The following is a 15,848-nucleotide window of genomic DNA, read 5'->3' as shown; positions in this document are numbered from 1 at the left end:
GCTATTCCATGTGCGTTTCGGTATGCCGATCGCGGCTCGCCATCGTCGGTCGACGACCGGCTCAGGCCCTCTCGCCCCCCGCCGACAACGCAGATCCCGACGGGGCATCGTCGCCGGACGGCGAGGTGCGCTACCCGACCGTTCGTTCTGGACGTGGGGCGCCGGCGGGTCGAGGGCGAGGGCGCATGGGCACCAGACAGCTTCCGCTGGGAATCCTCTCGGCCAGGCTGGGACTGGTTCCGCGGTTGCGCGCCCTCTTGGTGGCTCTACGAACCGCTCGTGGCGCCTCGGGCGATGTTGTCGCCGATGTTGTAGTACTTCGAGTGGTGGAAGATCAGGGGCGCAACGTCGCCCTGCTCCTTGGAACCGTGCTCCACCACTTCACCGACGAAGATCGAGTGGTCGCCGCCGTCGTACGTTCCCCACTTACGGCACAGGAACCAGGCAAGGCAGTCCTGGATGATCGGGCAGCCGTGCCGGGCGTCCATCTGGACGTCCGGCGACACGGCCCACGGACTGCGGGCGTACCAGTCCGCGATGGCACCTTGTCTGTTGCTCAAGATGCTCAGCCCGTAGTAGCCGTCCGTGGCTAGGAGCAGCTCGTGCATCCGACCCGGCTTGTTCACGCTCACCCCACACAGACGCGGGTCCAGAGAGATCGGTGAGAAGGAGCTGGCCGTCATTCCATGAACGCCATCGCCGTCCGTGATGGTGACGACGCTGACCCCTGTGGGGAAATGCCGGAGCGCATGCCTGAACGCCAAGGCGTCTGGCCCGCTGGGAACGAACGTGCTGGCGGGACTGGTCACATGAATCACTCCTCGTCGCCACGGGGCCTACCGACGGCCACCGGGATTCCTCGTGTGACCATGCTGCGCGATCCGGCTCATACCTCGCCAATGTGTCTTCACGCCGCACTCATACCGAGTTCGCAATGGCCTTTCGTTGGTCGACGAGTTCCTGCAGGACCTCGATCATCTTCGCGGCAGCAGGGGTGAGGGAGCGTGACGCCGACAGCGTGATGCCCACACTGTGACTCACCAGGTCCAGCGACGGACCGAGTGACACGGCGCCGTCGAGCTCGCGCAGAATCGAAGTCGACAGGGCGGCAACGGAGTCCGTAGTCAGCACGAGATGTCTGACAGCAAGGAACGACGTTGTCTCGACCCGGTTGACCGGCAGGTCGATGCCTTGCTTGCCGAAGAACAGCTCCAGCTCTCCGCGCAGTCGCGCCTCGGAGCTCGGCATGATCCAGGGGTAGTTCGACAGCTCCGACACGGGGAAGTCCTTGCGTCCCGCAAGGGGGTGCCCGGCGCGGACGACGAGGGAGACGGCTTCGTCGTGCAACCGCCTGCGAATGAAGTGTTCGTCGGTTGGTCTGGTCAGCCGGCCGACAACAAGATCCAGGCGCCCCGACTCGAGCTCGATGAGCAGGCGCTGCGGCAGCGCCTCGTACAGCTCCACGGTAAGAAGCGGATGCCTGGCCTTGAGCGTCGCAACGGCACGGGGCACCAACGCGTTGGAGCCAGTCAGGTGCACTCCGACAACGACTGTGCCCCGGTCTGCGTCCAACAGCTCAGCGACGTGTCGCTCGGCCTGACGAACCTGCGAGACCACAGCTCGCGCGTGCGTCGTGAAGGCCGCACTGACCGGTGTGGGCGTGAGCCCGCGTGAGGTCCGGTCAAACAAGGACACCCCCAGGAGGACCTCCAGCTCCCGCAGCGTTCGGGTCGCCGCCGGCTGGGTGATGCTGAGCTCCTCGGCGGCCGCGCTCAGCGTGCCCAAGCGGGTGATCGCATCGGCGAGTAAGAGGTGTCGGAACTTGAGCCGCCCATCAAGAAGGTCCGGTTTTTTCATGGCGCACCCTCATATCCATTCAGGAATATCGATCCTCAGATTCGATATTTGCGGAGCATAACGCTGGCGCTCACGATAGGTCCACAGATCGCAGAGCGCGTCGTCAAGTGGAGGAACCCATGACTGGTACCGCCTACAACGCGTACCTCCAGGCTGAGACCTTGCATTCGCTGCAGGTTCCAGTGACCCAGAATGAGGGTGAGCGCTCCTTCCTGGTCGTGTGTCAGGTCCAGGAGCTCTACTTTGCGCTCATCTCGCACGACATCGGCGCCGCCTCGGACCACCTCCGCAAGGACGCGCTTCCCGATGCGACGGCCTCCTTGCAACGTGCCGCCTCCCACTTCGCGGGCCTGAACGCGTCGTGGCGGTCGTTGGGGTGGATGCTGCCGGCCGACTTCGCGGCCATCAAGGTGGGAATGACCAAGGTGCACGGCAAGTCGACCTCGCTCCAGTCGTGGAAATACCGCGAGATGCTGTACCGCCTCGGCCTCAAGGACGCCAGCCTGGGCGACGAGGTCGCCACCATGCCGAAGGAGTACGCGCAGCTACGCCGAGTCCTGGACGCCCCCAGCGTGTACGAGGAAGCCCTGGCCCTCGCTCGCCGCCGGGGCCATGACCTGCAGGAGTCGAACGACGACGGGGTAACCGATGGCGAGCATCCCCTCGACCCGGCGGTCGTCTCGTTCTGGACTTCCGTGTTCACCTCCAAGGAACCGGAGTGCTCGGAGCTGCTGGCTTTGGCTCGCGCTCTCATCGCCGTTGCCGAGGGCCTGGCCGAGTACAAGTACCTGCACTACGTGACGACCTCCCGCACCCTGGGTGCAAGGCCGGCCCACTTCGGCGTCAGCGGCACCGCCTGGCTGACTCCCACCCTGACGGTCATGCCGTTTCCTGAGTTGTGGGCAACACGTACGGGGGGCGAGTAGACAGTGCGACCCCAGGACACCACGGCAACGATCTTGGCGATCTCCGGCAGTCTGCGACGCGCCTCGTTCAACACCAGGCTCCTCGACGAAGCAGCGAAGCTCGCCCCGGAAGTCTTCCAGTTCGACCTCTACGAGTCGCTCGGCAACCTCCCGCACTTCAATGAAGATCACGAGATGCCTGCGCCACCTGCAGTAGACGACCTCCGACGCCGCCTACGCGCGGCGGACGGTCTGCTGATCGCGACACCGGAGTACAACGCATCGGTACCGGGTGCTCTGAAGAACGCGATCGACTGGCTCTCACGACCTTCCGAAGGCGAGACGCTGCCACTGAAGGGCAAGCCGGTCGCCATTATCGGAGCATCCATGAGCCCACTCGGGACCGTCCGAGCGCAGCTCAGCCTCCGTCAGATTCTCCATAAGCTCGATGCGGCAGTCGTGCGACAGCCTGAGTTCATTCTCGGCAGCGCGCACGCACAGCTTGAAGAGCGAAGCAGCGGGCTGGACTTCGCCACAGCTGAGGTCCTGCGCCTGGTCCTGGAGCAGCTGCGGACCCTGATCGACCGCGCATCGCACGTGTCGGTCACCTGAACACAAGGGACGGCTCCGGAGCACGACCAGTGCACTGACCGACCAGCTCACTTCCAGACCTACCCGAGCGAGGATTCATGGCAACAACAACCGACACACCGAACAGCTCGAGCATCGGCATGCGAAAGAAGGTCGTCGTTGCCGTCGCCGGCTCGGCTATCGAGTGGTACGACTTCTTCATCTACGCCACCGCCTCGGCGCTGGTGCTCAACAAGCTGTTCTTTCCCGCGTTCAGCAACTCGGCTGGGATCCTGCTGTCTCTCTCGACCTTCGCGGTGGGCTTCCTGGTGCGCCCGTTCGGGGCAGCCCTGTTCGGCCACTTCGGCGACCGGTTCGGCCGAAAGCCCACACTGGTAACGGCCATGATGCTCATGGGCGCGGCGACGACAGCCATCGGACTCCTACCCACCTACGCGTCAGTCGGCACACTTGCCCCGCTGCTGCTCGTCCTGATGCGCCTCATCCAGGGGCTCGCCCTGGGCGGTCAGTGGGGAGGTGCCGTGTTGATCGTCTGCGAGGCCGCTCCCGCGCATCGCCGTGGCTTCTACGGCAGCTTTGCGCAGATCGGCGTTCCGCTGGCCCTCATCTGCTCCAATGTCATCTTCCTGGCGTTGTCCGCGACCACCACTGAGGGCGCGTTCCTTCAGTGGGGCTGGCGCGTGCCCTTCATACTGAGCATCGTTCTGGTCGGCGTGGGCATCTACGCCCAGTCGCGTCTCGAAGGTGTCGACTCGGCCCAGCATGACCGACCCAACCGCCTTCCCCTGGTCGACCTGCTGCGCGACCACTGGAGAGAAACGCTGCAGGCTGCCGGGGCAACCCTCCTGAACGCCGCGGCATACTACGTCTTGGCGGTGTACGTCCTCGCGTACTTCACGACCGGCCTGGGGTTCCCCAAGAGCGCGATCCTCACGGCGGTCATCATCGCAGCGGTCGTCTCCATCGTCACCATCCCCGCAGCTGCACACCTGTCCGACCGGATTGGTCGACGCAAGACGTACGCGATCGGTGCTGTGGCGCTCGCCATCTGGGTATTCCCGATGTTCTGGCTCATCACGACTGGCAGCATCGTGCTTGCAACCATCGCGTTGGTGGTCGCACAGGTCTTCTTCAGCTGCACTTACGGGCCCGCGCCGGCTCTCTTCTCAGAGATGTTCGGTCACCAGGTGCGGTACTCCGGCGTCTCGCTGGGCTATCAGCTCGGTGCGGTGACGGGCGGTGCGTTTGCTCCACTCATCGCAACCGCCTTGTACGCCGAGTTCGGATCGAGCAATGTTGTCGCCGCCTATGTGGCCGGGATCGCCGTTCTCTCACTGGTCTCCGTCGCCCTGATCTCGCAGCCGCGGATGTCGACCAGCGATACGTCGAGGGCCCCGGCTGCCGCGGGACCACGTCGATCGCAGGTGGGCCTGCTCGACTGAACCTCGAGGAAGCAGCGCCGCCAACGGGACAGCTCCAGAGCCCGACGACGTTGATGGGCCCGCGCGCAGGATAACGATGCGCGCGTGCCCGGGTACTTTTCGCACGGTGCGCCGGGCCGGACCGCCAATTTACACCGGTGCACGCCGACTCGGCCCGGGCGCCGTCGCCCGGCTGCTGCATGCCTTTCATACGCCAACTGCAGACCCACGCACCCGCAGCCTCCATCTGACCGGCTCTCGGGCCGGCCGGCGGCCGTCGGAGACTTCCAACGATGCGCTGGCGTGGTCCTTCCAGTCCGTTCCCGATGTGATGCACGGTGCCGACAGGACGCGGTCCACCAATCGCACGGAGTGTCCACTCCACATGAACTCACAATGCGGATCGGCTTACAGGAACTAGCACCGGCAACTAGGTCACTCCGCCCAAGTCTGGGCGTGACCTTCCTACGTCGCTCCAGGGAACATCCTTGGAAAAGCGGACTTGATCGACCTTAGATGAGAGCGAGCAACGCCTTGATGACTGGCGGATGTCACGGCAGCGCAAGCGAGGTAGCCGTCCAGTGCGAGGACGAAACGACCAGCCGCAGGGACGAGGAGAACTGCTGGTGGACCACTGCGCTGAGCGCCGGCGGCGCTCAGCGGGAGCGCGCCGCCAACCAGCTGTACGCCTACCTGCTCAGCGCTGCTCGCAGCGAGCTCGCTCGCCGCAGCGACAGTGCGCGTCTGGCCGGCGCCGAGAGGGACGACCTCGCGCATCAAGCAGCTGCGGATGCGCTGGTGTCGATCATCCGGCGCCTTTCGGACTTTCGCGGAGACAGCATGTTCACGACCTGGGCGCGCAGCTTCGTCGCCTTTGAGGCACGGGTCAAGATCCGTCAGCACGACCGGCGGCGAACCGTCACGCACGCCTTGAGCGGCGAGGACTGGGATCGGCTACCCTCCGCCCGCTCCCCTTCCCCGGAAGGCGAAGCGGAAGCGGGTGAGCTCAGATACGCAGTGATGGCCGCCATTTCCACTGCACTGACGGCCCGGCAGCGGCTCGTCTTCCTCGGCATCGTCGTACATGGGACATCCATCGACCAGTTGGCAAGCCAGCTTGGATCCAATCGCAACGCGATCTACCAGCTGATGTTCCACGCACGTCGCAACGTGCGACGTCACCTTGCCGACCGAGGTCTGCTCCAGGACCCGTCAAGCGTCTGCTGAGCAGACGAATGCCTTCCGTCACCGTGGGCGCAGCCGAACCGTGCCTTGGTTCGGGCTGCCCCTGTGCCGACAGGCGCCGCCCGCAGCAACCCGGTTCGGCAAGGTCCCGCGCTCAGTGGCGGATGCTGACAATGGACTTTCCCTTGCGTCGGTCGGTCGAGTTCAGGGCAGTCACTGCCTCCTCGAGGGGCACGACATGGCCAATGTTCGTGCGCAGCCGTCCGTCCCTGACTCGCTGGACGATTTCGCGCAGTTGGCCACGGTCCGACTCGACGACGAAGTCGACCGCCCGCCCGTCAGCCGGCCGCGCTTCGACCGGCCCGACGATCGAGACCAGCACTCCTCCGGGTCGGATCAGCCTTGCCGACCGCTTCTGCACTTCGCCCCCGATGAGGTCGAAGACAAGGTCCACCTCGCCGACCTCCTCGAGCGCATCATTCTCAAGATCGACGAAGTCCTGAGCCCCGTAGTCGAGGGCCTTCTGGCGGTCACCGGCGCGGCCAGTGCCGATGACGTGGGCGCCGAACTCACGTGCGAGCTGCGTGACCATCGTCCCGACTGCGCCGGCTGCGCCGTGCACGAGCACGCTCTGCCCAGCCTGCACGTGACCATGCTCGAGCAGCCCCTGCCACGCAGTCAGGCCGGAGATCGGCAGGCTTGCCCCGACGGTGAAGTCAACATCTCCCGGCAGGGGCGCCAGGTTGCGTGCCTCGACGGCGACATACTCCGCAAGCGTGCCGTCGCGATGCCAGTCGGTGATGCCGAATACCCGCCGCCCCACCGAAAGCCCCGTCGTCCCGTAGCCGAGCGCGGTAACCACCCCGGCCATCTCGTGCCCGGGGATGGATGGCGCTCGGTGGCGGCCGGCGCGGTCGGTCCATGTGGAAGGCCACTCCATCTCGGTCGGGACGAACCCCGATGCGTGCACCTCGACGATGACGTCGTTGATCGCTGCCGACGGCTCGGGTCGCTCCGCCAGTGTCATCCCGTCCGACCCTGCAGCTTGGTCGGTCACCACGATCGCCTTCATAGGACTTGTCTCCTTCGGTAGGTGTCTTCCTGGTCAAGAGGTGGTGCGTCGAAACGCGCGGCGCTTACGGGCCAACCCGGCTGATGCGCACCAGCATGGTCTCTCCCGCTGGGAGATTGCCCTGCTCGAACAGGCCCTGCCCCGCCGCCAGACCCCGCATTGGCAGTTCGGCTCCTACCGTGCGGGCTCACTGGTGTTCGTGGCGGCAGCGGGATGCGCCTTAGCAACGCTGAACGTGGGAAGCCTCCACGGGACGCGTCATGGTCGAGTGCGGGGGAGCCCGGCGTGCTCCGCCTACGGCCGCGCTGTGCGATCCACACTATTGCGACCGGCTCGCATCCGATAGGGCCCTCCGTCGGCGGGATCCTGCGCAGCAACCACGGTGAAGAGGGTGGCAACCAGGGCGAGCCCTCCGTAGCCGAGGGCAATCTTGGGCAGCGACAGTGCGTTGGAGAGGGCGCCGGCGATGAGGCTGGGGAAGGCTGCGCCGCTGTACGAGAGAAGGTAGATGACGCTGAAGATCGGGGCTCGGTCTCCGAGCTTGCTGCGGTACAGCAGGGCGCGGACGGTGGCACTGATGGCGACACCTTGGCTGGCGCCCGCGACGAAGGTCGCTGCGATGAACACCAGCAGCCTGCCGGCGGCAATCGCGGTGAGGATGCCGGTCATCGCGGCCAGGAACGCGACCATGCCGGCGCGTTGTGCAGTTGCTGGTGTGAACCGGCCGCCCAGGGGCGCGGCGAACGCGCTGGAGGCCATGTACGCCGCGAACACGAGCCCGAGAGTCAGAGGGCTTCGTGTGTGAAGCTGATCTTCGATCACTGCGGGCACGAGAGCCTGGTAGAAGGACCCTGTGGCCCAGGTGGCGAGGAAGACCGCCGTCGCGACAGGAAGCAGGTGCCTGATCCTGGCGGGCACACGTACCTGCGGTCGCATCGAGCGCCAAGCGCCAGGCCTCGGAGTCACAGTCTCGGGGCTCATGGCGATAAGTACGGCCGACAGGACGAGCAGGACGATCGTCACGAGGTAGACGAGGTGGCGGGGCAACGGACCGAACCCGACCAGTGCGCCGGAGCCGATCGCACCGACGGCCAAACCGAGCATGGGTCCCTGGCTGGAGGCGACCGGGGATAGCCAGGCCGGCCTGGTAGGGGCTGTGTCGACGATGTAGGCCGTGAGGCTGCTGCTCGCGATGCCGGAGCCGAAGCCCATGAACAGGCGACCAACGACCAACGTGCCGACCTCGTGAACGTTCAGCAGTACGAGGCAACCCAGCAGAACGCGGCCGAGGCTGAGGATGGCCGTGCGCCGTCGGCCCCAATGGTTCGACACGCGTCCCAGGAGAAGGAGTGCGGCGATGGTGCCCAGCGAGTACGCGACGACGGCCAGGGAGATGCCCGCGTTGTCGAGCCCGTCCTCGGTACGGTAGACGTTGTAGAGCGGGACAGGGGCAGCGTTCGCGGCAAACGAGGCGACCAACGAGACCACCGCGGACACGAACGCCAGCCGATGCGTTCTGACCCGGGTGGACACCTTGGTCGCAGGAGCCGGCGCTCGCAACGGATCGGGTCCCTTCGCCGAGGTGACAGTCACGACGTGGGACGTGCGGTTGAGCTGCGACGGCTGTTCACGAACCCATCCCGTCTGTGGGGTCCAAGCCTGCCGACGGCACCAGGGGAGTAGACGGCGCGCAGGATGTGGCCCTTGGGGTCCAGCACCAAGTCCGTGGAGTGGAAGAACCTCATCTCGGGATCGGTGTAGCACTCGAGCGCCTCGGCGACCTGCGGGACACAAGCCTCGCAACCGGCGGCCAAGGGAATGTCCAGCTCCTCGACCGTCTTGCGGGCCGTGCTGCGCGAGTCCGCCGGGGAGGCCACCGTCGTGATGTTCTCCGCCACGAGCGTGTCGCTTCGGCTGGCAAATGAGCGCAGCGGCCCCACGCACTGCCGGCACCAGGAGCCGCGGTGCACCAAGATCACGGCGTAGCTGCCGGGCGCGGCTGAAGGCAGCACCGGTTCCTCACCCGTCGTGGTGGACAGCGAAAGTCTCGGGAAAGGTGAACCGCTTGACAACATTCTTGACCTCCAGCTGATCGGTCTTCTCCGCCTTGCCATACGTGTTCGTCGAGGTCGCCCGAGGGTGTTGCCACTTCCGGACAGGCAAGCTCAACCGCGGACGATGACGGTGCGTCCGGGGCGCTGGCGCTATTGGGCTCCCATGGGCGCCAGGGTGCTGCGCAACATCCCGCGAGGCGTGCCTGGCCCGGGGCGCGCCCGTGCCCCAGGACTGGTCACGCGCACTCAAGCAATACGACAGCATGCGGTGAGTCAGCGGTTGGTTCGTGGGCTTACGCGGCGTTAGTGCCAGCCGTGTACGCGGTCTTACGCCGCCCATCCGCTGAACTTGAGGCGACACGACTCGGCGACGCCCAGGGGAACGGGTAGCGCAGCGATACCTGCGACCGGGGCAACGAAGTGCACTATCTCGCGCGTGGTTACTTCAGTTCGGCGCACTACAGGCCGGTTTCCGGTGGCTTGATGAGAACACCACCGGCAGGCAGGTCCAGATCGGCTTGCACCAGCCGGTAGACCTGTAGCTCACGCGCGGCGTACTTGTCGCTCTCCCCGACCCCTTCCATCCCTACACGCTCCGCCAGCTTCGCGGCGCGGCGGTTGTGCGGACGCGCCACAGCGAAGAGCTCCACGGCGCCCTGGCTGAACGCGTAGTGCGCCAAGGCGTGACCTGCTTCAGTTGCCAGGCCCTTGCCCCACGACGCGGGCTGCAGCTGCGAAGCAATCTGGAGGTCCTGCCCGTCGGGACCGAATGGCAGCAGCGCAGCGCCGCCGACGACGTCACCCGCCCCAGCCGAGGAGGGCACCGTGACCGCCCAACGGCCAATGGGTGGCACAGCCGCAGCGCTTTCCTCGACCCAGTCGGCAAGTATGTCTGCCATGCTGCCTCTGTCGGTCACGAGAGACATCTCGGGCTCCAGCCAGTGAGCCACGGCGGGGCTTCCGTAAATGCTCAGGGCGGCGGTGATGTCCCAGTAGCTCCAGGGACGCAACACCACTCGGGCCGTCCGTATGACGTCTCCGTGGATCTCGCAATAGTCAATCATCAGCTCCCCCGAAGTCCCCACAGTCGTGGACTGGTCGACCGTTCGGCAACGCCATACCCGCACGCCCGCCGGGATGAGGTATGCAGCCGGTAGTGCCAGAGGGCAACGACGATGCTCGCACTGCCCGTCGCGGCTGCCCTGGCGGTGCCGCCGGCGTGGCGCACCTTCCGCACCGGCGGGCACGCCCGCGATGACCTGGATCTCGACGCGGATCCCCGGGCGACATGAGCTGTTGGACGACCCGAAGAGCGAAGACCGGCTCATGATGAAGGAGCTGGCTGCACACCACTGAGTACGTGAGGATGTCTGCAGGGTTCGTGGGCCAGCTTCGCACGCTCACGATGTCGTCCCAGCAGGGCCCAGCAGCCGCAAGGATCTTCTGCACGTTCAACCATGCTTGCCGGGCCTGTGTCTTCAAGGTGTCGGGGATGGCCCCCGTCGGAGTCAACCCGGGTGTCCCCCAAGCCATGACCTGGACCGCGTGGCCCGACACCGGGACGTCGACGTAGCGCCCGATGCGGTCAGAAACCCGGACACGGAACGACTCTGGGCTCTTCATCGGCCCTCCCCTCTGTTCCCGGCTTGTGATGCGCTGGGCGGCTCGGTGCACCGTGCTTGGTGTGTGCCGTCCAACAGTCGCACCTCTCTGCCACTCCCCTTGCCTCCACGGGCCCGCGAGGAGACGGCAGCCGATGCGGACGCATCGCGCACGGTGCGCCGTCAACCGCTGCATGTCTGTGCCGCATTGACAACGTCTCTTATCGCCCTGCGCTCAGTTGCTCCGCTTGACGTCGCGCGCGCTCTGTCCGCAGTCCAGTGCAACTGCCACCCGCTGACGAAGCTCGGGCAGGACGAGGTCCGCGAACCATGGATTGCGGGCCTGCCAGCGAAAGTTCAATGGTGAGGGGTGGACGAGGGGAAACCACCGTGGCAGGTACTCCTGGTACGCATGAACCGTCTCTGTGAGCGTTGCCTTGACGCGGCTCCGCAGGTAGTGCCGTTGCGCGTACTGGCCTATCAGCAAGGTGAGGGCAACGTGCGGCATCTGCTCAAGCAGCTGCGGGTGCCATTTGGTGGCGAAGTAGGGGCGGGGTGGGAGGTCGCCATGTTGACCCTTGCCCGGATAGAAGAAGTCCATGGGCAGCAAGGCAACGTTGCGTGGGTCGTAGAACTCCTCGGCAGTCAGGCCGAGCCAGCCCCTGAGCGTCACACCGCTCGGGTCGTCCCAGGGGATGCCCGAGAGCTGGGCGCGGCGGCCCGGCGCCTGGCCGACGATCACAACCCTTGCGTCAACGTGCGCCGAGTAGAGCGGCTGCCAGCCCTGGTCGGTGGCCCACGCATTGTCAGGGTCCGTGATGATGGCCGACTTCACCTTCTCCAACGTCTCGCTCACCCTGTGCCTCCTTCTCTCAGCGTCTGGCTTGTTGGTCAGTGACGACGTCGGTCGACATCCAAGTGTCTGCCACTGAAGTCCTACGCCGTTCGGTCTCGACACGACAGACCTGCGGTTGCGACCGATATCAGCGCTAGGAGAACCTGGAACCGGGGTGTCCCTCGACGTGTCAGGTAGGTGAGTTGGTCAGGCGCGCAAGGATCGCTGCTGCTCGGACGACCTTGGTGAGCGTCCTGGCATCAAGGGGGCCGTAGTGACGGCGTCCGTTGACGAAGAAGGTGGGAGTGCCGGAGACGTCGCTCGCGTCGGCCGACGCCACGTCCTGGGCCACCCGGTGCCCGAACTTCCCGTGTCGCACGTCGTCGAGGAACCTATCCTCGTTCAGGCCCAGCTGCTGCGCGTACCGGCTGAGGTCCTCGATCCTCAGCTGGTCCTGATTCGTGAGCAGTACGTCGTGCCGCCACACCACGCGCACGTCGCTGCTCTGAGGGCCTGCGCTGAGCGCGTCCTCATCTCCGAGTCCTTGACTGCTCGTGATGGCGCCCTGCGAGAGGCACACGTCACTCCCGTAGGGCGCCAGAGGCACACCGCACTCCCGCGGAGGCCGTGGTGACTACGCCTTTGACGGTGCACCGTCCCCCGTGATCGATGTTCGCTCAGTTACGTCCTGCCATGACGCCTCCATCGACGTTGACGATGCTGCCGGTCACCCAGCTTGCGTCATCGGAGAGTAGGAAGGTCACGGCTGCGGCGATGTCGTCAACGTTGCCCACGCGTCCCAAAGGGTGCAGGCCATCGAGGCCGTGCAGCGTCTCGTCGATCTCGTCCTTCTTCAGGAAGCCCTCGTACAGCGGCGTGGCCACCACTGCCGGCGCCACCGCGTTCACCCTGATGTGCTTACCTGCGAGCTCGATCGCCAGGTTGTGCGTCAGCGAGTGCAGCCCCGCCTTCGCCATGGAGTATCCCGACGACGGCGTGGCGCCCAGCGCCTGGTGCGCCCACATGGAACCGATGTTCACGATGGAACCCGTGCCGCGGGCGACCATGACACGCGCCACACCCTGGGTCAGGAAGAAGGTTCCTCGGTTGATGTCCATGTAGGAGTCGTAGGCGGCCAGGTCGTAGTCGAGGAAGCTCTTCGGAATGAAGAAGCCCGCAGCGTTCACCAGAAGGCTGGTGTCAGAGTGGTCTTGAGCTATCGCGTCGACCATGCGTGTGACCTGTGCAGGGTCGTTCAGGTCCCCAGCGAGGGCGGTGACATATCCACTGCCGCCAAGGTGTTGGACTGTGGCGTCCAGTTTGGCCTGGTCGCGGCCGATCAGCACGACCGAGCCGCCTTCTCGGACAACAGTTGCCGCGGTGGCGCGGCCCATGCCGCTACTGCCGCCAGTGACGACGAGTTTGTGCCCTAGGAAACGATCTGACATTGCGGGAACCTCCGGTTCGGTCTCTCGCCGTACCCGTCTCGGTCCGGCGGTCTTCAGTGCACCAAGCTGTGGAGGTAGTGGCGCGACACAGCCGTCCCTTACCGATGCGGACGCGAATTTGCGATCAGGCGGCGCCCGACGTTACCGATGGGGCTGCCCATCCCCTACACGCGAACACCCCAGTACCCTGGCAAGCTGAGCGGCGCTACGATGCTGGACGGCAGGGTCCAGGGCGTGAACCGCACCCGGCTGGACGACGTCATGGCCGCCACCGGCTCAAGCAAGTCACAGCTCTCCCATCACTTCCCCGACAACGAGGCCCTGGTTGCGGCTGTCATTGCGCGTCGCGCTGAGGTGATTCTCGAGCGCGAAACGGCTCTGCTGGCGCGAGTGGACTCCATGCGAGGCCTGGAAAGGGGCAGCTTCGTCGCGATGTCCACACCCAGCCCCTCGCCACCGGCTTGATGGCCGCACTTCAAGATGGATAGCTGCTCTCCCAGGCGGCCCACGACGCCTCGCCCATGAGAGCGTCCCTCAACATGGCCCTACAGCACATCAGCTCATACGCGGCCAAGGCCACATAAGCCATGGTCGCCTTGTCAGCGACGCTGCCTGCAGCGGGTCGGGCGCCTGCTCGGCACCACATTCGGTGGGCGGCTGCCACCCATTGACGCCCCGTACGCCGGGAGCCTCGGCCGTCACGGCAGTGCGCCTTAACGGTCTCGGGATGTGCGGGCTTCCTCGGAGCTACGCGCTGCGCGGTGGTCATAGTGCTTACGCCGTCACGATGGGACTCGTCCAACCCTCATCGGGGACCTCCGCCAGCGAATCACCCCCGCCGCCTCCACTATCTGACCGTCATCGGACAGAGAGTCATATGCGGGCACAGGTCCAACGCGTCACATAGCGGGTGACGTCCCTCCGCGTGGTGTAGCGCAGGCGTCCCGTGGCCAGTATCAGCGCACTCGGCAGTTGCTCCTTCCAGGTAGGTCCAGGCTCATGGGGGGTCTGCCGTACTAGGAGCATCTGCCATGCCATATGTCATCTCGGGCCGGTTGGTCGGCCTTCTCTGCGACGACTGTTCAGAACCTCTGGTGGGGGCAACCGTCAGGCTCGTCACCAGCTCGGGCGACCGCATCAGCCACGCAGCGGCTGCTGAGCCGAAGCAGACCACCGCGGTCCTCGAGGAGTCGGTCGCCGCGGAGCGCGCCTCTTCAGTCCTTGGTGAGGGAGTCGTCGACGCGAACGGCGGCTTCACGGTGGAGCTCGAGAAGGGGTACGACGGCGGGGCGTTCGACGTCGACATCTTCTGCGGGACGATGACTGGGCACCGGGTTCCACCCAAGCCGCTGTCCTTCACCCTCACGACGCTGGCACCACAATGGCGGGAGACCGAGGGCGGGTATGCCGCAGCCTGGTCCTACGACATCCCCCACCGGATCTGGTGCGGCATCCGCGGCCGCCTTGGGTGGTGGTCGATCTGCGGTGACGTCCGAGTGTGTGACACCACGGTCGGGGTTCCGGGGGTCAAGGTCAGCGCCTTCGATGTCGACTGGCTGCAGGACGACGCGCTGGGCTCGGCGGTGACCGATGCGACCGGCCACTTCCGGATCGACTACACGGTTGCGGACTTCAGCAAGACGCCATGGTCACCGTGGATCAACATCGAGCTGGTCCCCGGACCCGACGTCTACTTCCGGGTCGACGGGCCTACCGGCGTCCTGCTTCAGGAGTCGCGCTCGCGAGGCCGCAGCCCCGACCGCCAGAACGTCGGCCCCTGCTTCTGCGTCGACCTCTGTGTCGCCGACGCCCCGGGCGGGACCGACCAGCCGTACCCCTGGTTCGACCACATCGGCGTCTACAAGACCGTCACCGGGTTCGACAGCGCGTCGGGCGGGACCGGGCGGACCATCGCCGACAACCGGGCCTTCTACGCGTCCTTGCGCCTCAACGGTGTCCTGGGGCGGCTCCTCAACGGCCAGCCCGCCGAGTACAGGTTCGAGTATGACGACGGAAGCGGCTGGAAGCCCGTGCTGCCCGCGCAGATGGTCGCGATGCAGATCGGCACCTGGGAACGGCTCACGGGGACCCTGCCACCCGTCGAGACCAAGGCCGTCGTCGTACTCGGCGCCAACGGACCTGACGAGATCGCGGTGACCCCCGACGCCCAGGGCTGGATCGCGGTCCCACAGGACAACAGCCTCACCACGGGACTGTTCGTGCCCGACAACAACCTGCTCGGGCTCAACAGCGAAACACTGTCGGCGCAGACCCATGACCTCGCAGGAGTCGTCGCCGGCCAGAGCACCGCACCCGCCGGCCTCGCCATCGACGAGTACGTCGCGGTGCGCATGGTGATGCGTGAGGTCGGACAGCCCGTAACGCAGGTCCAGGCAGGTATCGCCGAGCGAGTCGCGCTCGCGAACACGACGTACAACCATGTGCAGAAGCACGGTTCCTGGGTACCCACGAGGGTGAACGGTCAGCTCGCGCCCGTCAGCATCGACGTCGAAGAGCTCATCGGCCATGGATGCGCACGGATCCAGAACACCCTGACGGTGGACTACACGGCTGCACACCCGAACCTGAGCAGCATGTCGCTGACGGTGTCCGGCCCGGGCGGCCCGTATCACTACGCGTTGCCCGCCATCGCAGCGGACTACCACGGCTCCGTCAACCAGCTGCTCGACGCGGCGAACAACCCGGTCGCGGTCTCATCCCTGCCCAAGTGCAGCTACATCCTGCAGGCATCGATCGGACTGCTCCTCACGACGGGCGACTCGTCACCGCTGCCCATCTACGACGACATCGCCTTCACAACCCAGTGAAGTGAACCCGATGGTGGTCCGACCCGCAAGGCCCACGCGGCGGCCCGCTCC

15 protein-coding genes and 1 pseudogene are annotated in these 15,848 nt (G+C 65.9%); 6 read left to right on the top strand and 10 right to left on the bottom strand.

Going from position 1 to position 15,848, the window contains the following annotated elements:
- Positions 1-266: 266 nt before the first annotated feature.
- Together PHA84_RS00150 and PHA84_RS00145 are read right to left on the bottom strand one after the other, a co-directional pair.
- Positions 267-809, bottom strand: a complete 543-nt coding sequence (locus tag PHA84_RS00150) for a flavin reductase family protein (RefSeq protein ID WP_270886056.1) — start codon at positions 807-809, stop codon at positions 267-269.
- A gap of 109 nt (positions 810-918) precedes the next feature.
- Positions 919-1,857, bottom strand: a complete 939-nt coding sequence (locus PHA84_RS00145) for a LysR substrate-binding domain-containing protein (RefSeq protein WP_270886055.1) — start codon at positions 1,855-1,857, stop codon at positions 919-921.
- A gap of 119 nt (positions 1,858-1,976) precedes the next feature.
- On the opposite strand from PHA84_RS00145, the gene PHA84_RS00140 reads away from it, so the two are divergent.
- The 4 genes from PHA84_RS00140 to PHA84_RS00125 all read left to right on the top strand — a co-directional run bounded on the left by PHA84_RS00140 (position 1,977) and on the right by PHA84_RS00125 (position 6,001).
- Positions 1,977-2,783, top strand: a complete 807-nt coding sequence (locus tag PHA84_RS00140; protein ID WP_270886054.1) for a tryptophan 2,3-dioxygenase family protein — start codon at positions 1,977-1,979, stop codon at positions 2,781-2,783.
- 33 nt (positions 2,784-2,816) lie between these two features.
- Positions 2,817-3,374: an NADPH-dependent FMN reductase gene (locus PHA84_RS00135; protein ID WP_270886053.1), complete on the top strand. Its 558-nt coding sequence runs from the start codon at positions 2,817-2,819 to the stop codon at positions 3,372-3,374.
- 77 nt (positions 3,375-3,451) lie between these two features.
- Positions 3,452-4,795, top strand: a complete 1,344-nt coding sequence (locus tag PHA84_RS00130) for an MFS transporter (protein ID WP_270886052.1) — start codon at positions 3,452-3,454, stop codon at positions 4,793-4,795.
- Positions 4,796-5,311: 516 nt separating this feature from the next.
- A complete protein-coding gene (locus tag PHA84_RS00125) occupies positions 5,312-6,001 on the top strand; it encodes an RNA polymerase sigma factor (protein WP_270886051.1) in 690 nt (229 codons plus the stop codon).
- A 112-nt stretch (positions 6,002-6,113) separates the two neighbouring features.
- On the opposite strand, the gene PHA84_RS00120 is transcribed toward PHA84_RS00125, so the two are convergent.
- The 8 genes and pseudogenes from PHA84_RS00120 to PHA84_RS00085 all read right to left on the bottom strand — a co-directional run bounded on the left by PHA84_RS00120 (position 6,114) and on the right by PHA84_RS00085 (position 12,969).
- On the bottom strand, positions 6,114-7,031 hold the full coding sequence (locus tag PHA84_RS00120) for an NADP-dependent oxidoreductase (RefSeq protein ID WP_270886050.1): 918 nt from the start codon (positions 7,029-7,031) through the stop codon (positions 6,114-6,116).
- 294 nt (positions 7,032-7,325) lie between these two features.
- Positions 7,326-8,624 (bottom strand): MFS transporter, encoded by a 1,299-nt coding sequence (locus PHA84_RS00115; RefSeq protein ID WP_270886049.1) that lies wholly within the window; start codon positions 8,622-8,624, stop codon positions 7,326-7,328.
- Complete coding sequence (locus PHA84_RS00110; RefSeq protein WP_270886048.1) at positions 8,621-9,106, bottom strand: redoxin domain-containing protein; 486 nt, start codon at positions 9,104-9,106, stop codon at positions 8,621-8,623. The genes PHA84_RS00115 and PHA84_RS00110 overlap by 4 nt, the downstream gene beginning before the upstream one ends.
- A 437-nt stretch (positions 9,107-9,543) precedes the next feature.
- On the bottom strand, positions 9,544-10,149 hold the full coding sequence (locus PHA84_RS00105; RefSeq protein WP_270886047.1) for a GNAT family N-acetyltransferase: 606 nt from the start codon (positions 10,147-10,149) through the stop codon (positions 9,544-9,546).
- Between the two features lie 286 nt (positions 10,150-10,435).
- A pseudogene (locus PHA84_RS20730) lies at positions 10,436-10,618 on the bottom strand (RidA family protein); the annotation flags it as partial.
- A 303-nt stretch (positions 10,619-10,921) separates the two neighbouring features.
- On the bottom strand, positions 10,922-11,542 hold the full coding sequence (locus tag PHA84_RS00095) for a uracil-DNA glycosylase family protein (protein ID WP_270886045.1): 621 nt from the start codon (positions 11,540-11,542) through the stop codon (positions 10,922-10,924).
- 169 nt (positions 11,543-11,711) lie between these two features.
- The gene (locus PHA84_RS00090; RefSeq protein ID WP_270886044.1) at positions 11,712-12,128 is read right to left on the bottom strand and encodes a DsbA family protein; all 417 of its coding nucleotides are present in this window, start codon (positions 12,126-12,128) and stop codon (positions 11,712-11,714) included.
- Positions 12,129-12,198: 70 nt separating this feature from the next.
- Complete coding sequence (locus PHA84_RS00085) at positions 12,199-12,969, bottom strand: SDR family NAD(P)-dependent oxidoreductase (RefSeq protein WP_270886043.1); 771 nt, start codon at positions 12,967-12,969, stop codon at positions 12,199-12,201.
- 234 nt (positions 12,970-13,203) lie between these two features.
- On the opposite strand from PHA84_RS00085, the gene PHA84_RS00080 reads away from it, so the two are divergent.
- Positions 13,204-13,434: a hypothetical protein gene (locus PHA84_RS00080; protein WP_270886042.1), complete on the top strand. Its 231-nt coding sequence runs from the start codon at positions 13,204-13,206 to the stop codon at positions 13,432-13,434.
- 566 nt (positions 13,435-14,000) lie between these two features.
- The gene (locus PHA84_RS00075) at positions 14,001-15,797 is read left to right on the top strand and encodes a hypothetical protein (RefSeq protein WP_270886041.1); all 1,797 of its coding nucleotides are present in this window, start codon (positions 14,001-14,003) and stop codon (positions 15,795-15,797) included.
- Positions 15,798-15,848 lie beyond the last annotated feature (51 nt).

It is taken from the genome of Pedococcus sp. 5OH_020, assembly GCF_027812955.1.
GTDB lineage: Bacteria > Actinomycetota > Actinomycetes > Actinomycetales > Dermatophilaceae > Pedococcus.
The sequence above is the reverse complement of the archived record's forward strand: the minus strand, read 5'-3'. Positions and strand labels throughout refer to the sequence as shown.

What these genes read in the sequence shown, in the direction of transcription:
- PHA84_RS00145 (WP_270886055.1), bottom strand. Translation starts at nt 1,857, where the DNA reads ATGAAAAAACCGGACCTTCTTGATGGGCGGCTCAAGTTCCGACACCTC.
- PHA84_RS00110 (WP_270886048.1), bottom strand. Translation starts at nt 9,106, where the DNA reads ATGTTGTCAAGCGGTTCACCTTTCCCGAGACTTTCGCTGTCCACCACG.
- PHA84_RS00130 (WP_270886052.1), top strand. Translation starts at nt 3,452, where the DNA reads ATGGCAACAACAACCGACACACCGAACAGCTCGAGCATCGGCATGCGA.
- PHA84_RS00075 (WP_270886041.1), top strand. Translation starts at nt 14,001, where the DNA reads ATGCCATATGTCATCTCGGGCCGGTTGGTCGGCCTTCTCTGCGACGAC.
- PHA84_RS00105 (WP_270886047.1), bottom strand. Translation starts at nt 10,149, where the DNA reads ATGATTGACTATTGCGAGATCCACGGAGACGTCATACGGACGGCCCGA.
- PHA84_RS00125 (WP_270886051.1), top strand. Translation starts at nt 5,312, where the DNA reads ATGACTGGCGGATGTCACGGCAGCGCAAGCGAGGTAGCCGTCCAGTGC.
- PHA84_RS00120 (WP_270886050.1), bottom strand. Translation starts at nt 7,031, where the DNA reads ATGAAGGCGATCGTGGTGACCGACCAAGCTGCAGGGTCGGACGGGATG.
- PHA84_RS00140 (WP_270886054.1), top strand. Translation starts at nt 1,977, where the DNA reads ATGACTGGTACCGCCTACAACGCGTACCTCCAGGCTGAGACCTTGCAT.
- PHA84_RS00085 (WP_270886043.1), bottom strand. Translation starts at nt 12,969, where the DNA reads ATGTCAGATCGTTTCCTAGGGCACAAACTCGTCGTCACTGGCGGCAGT.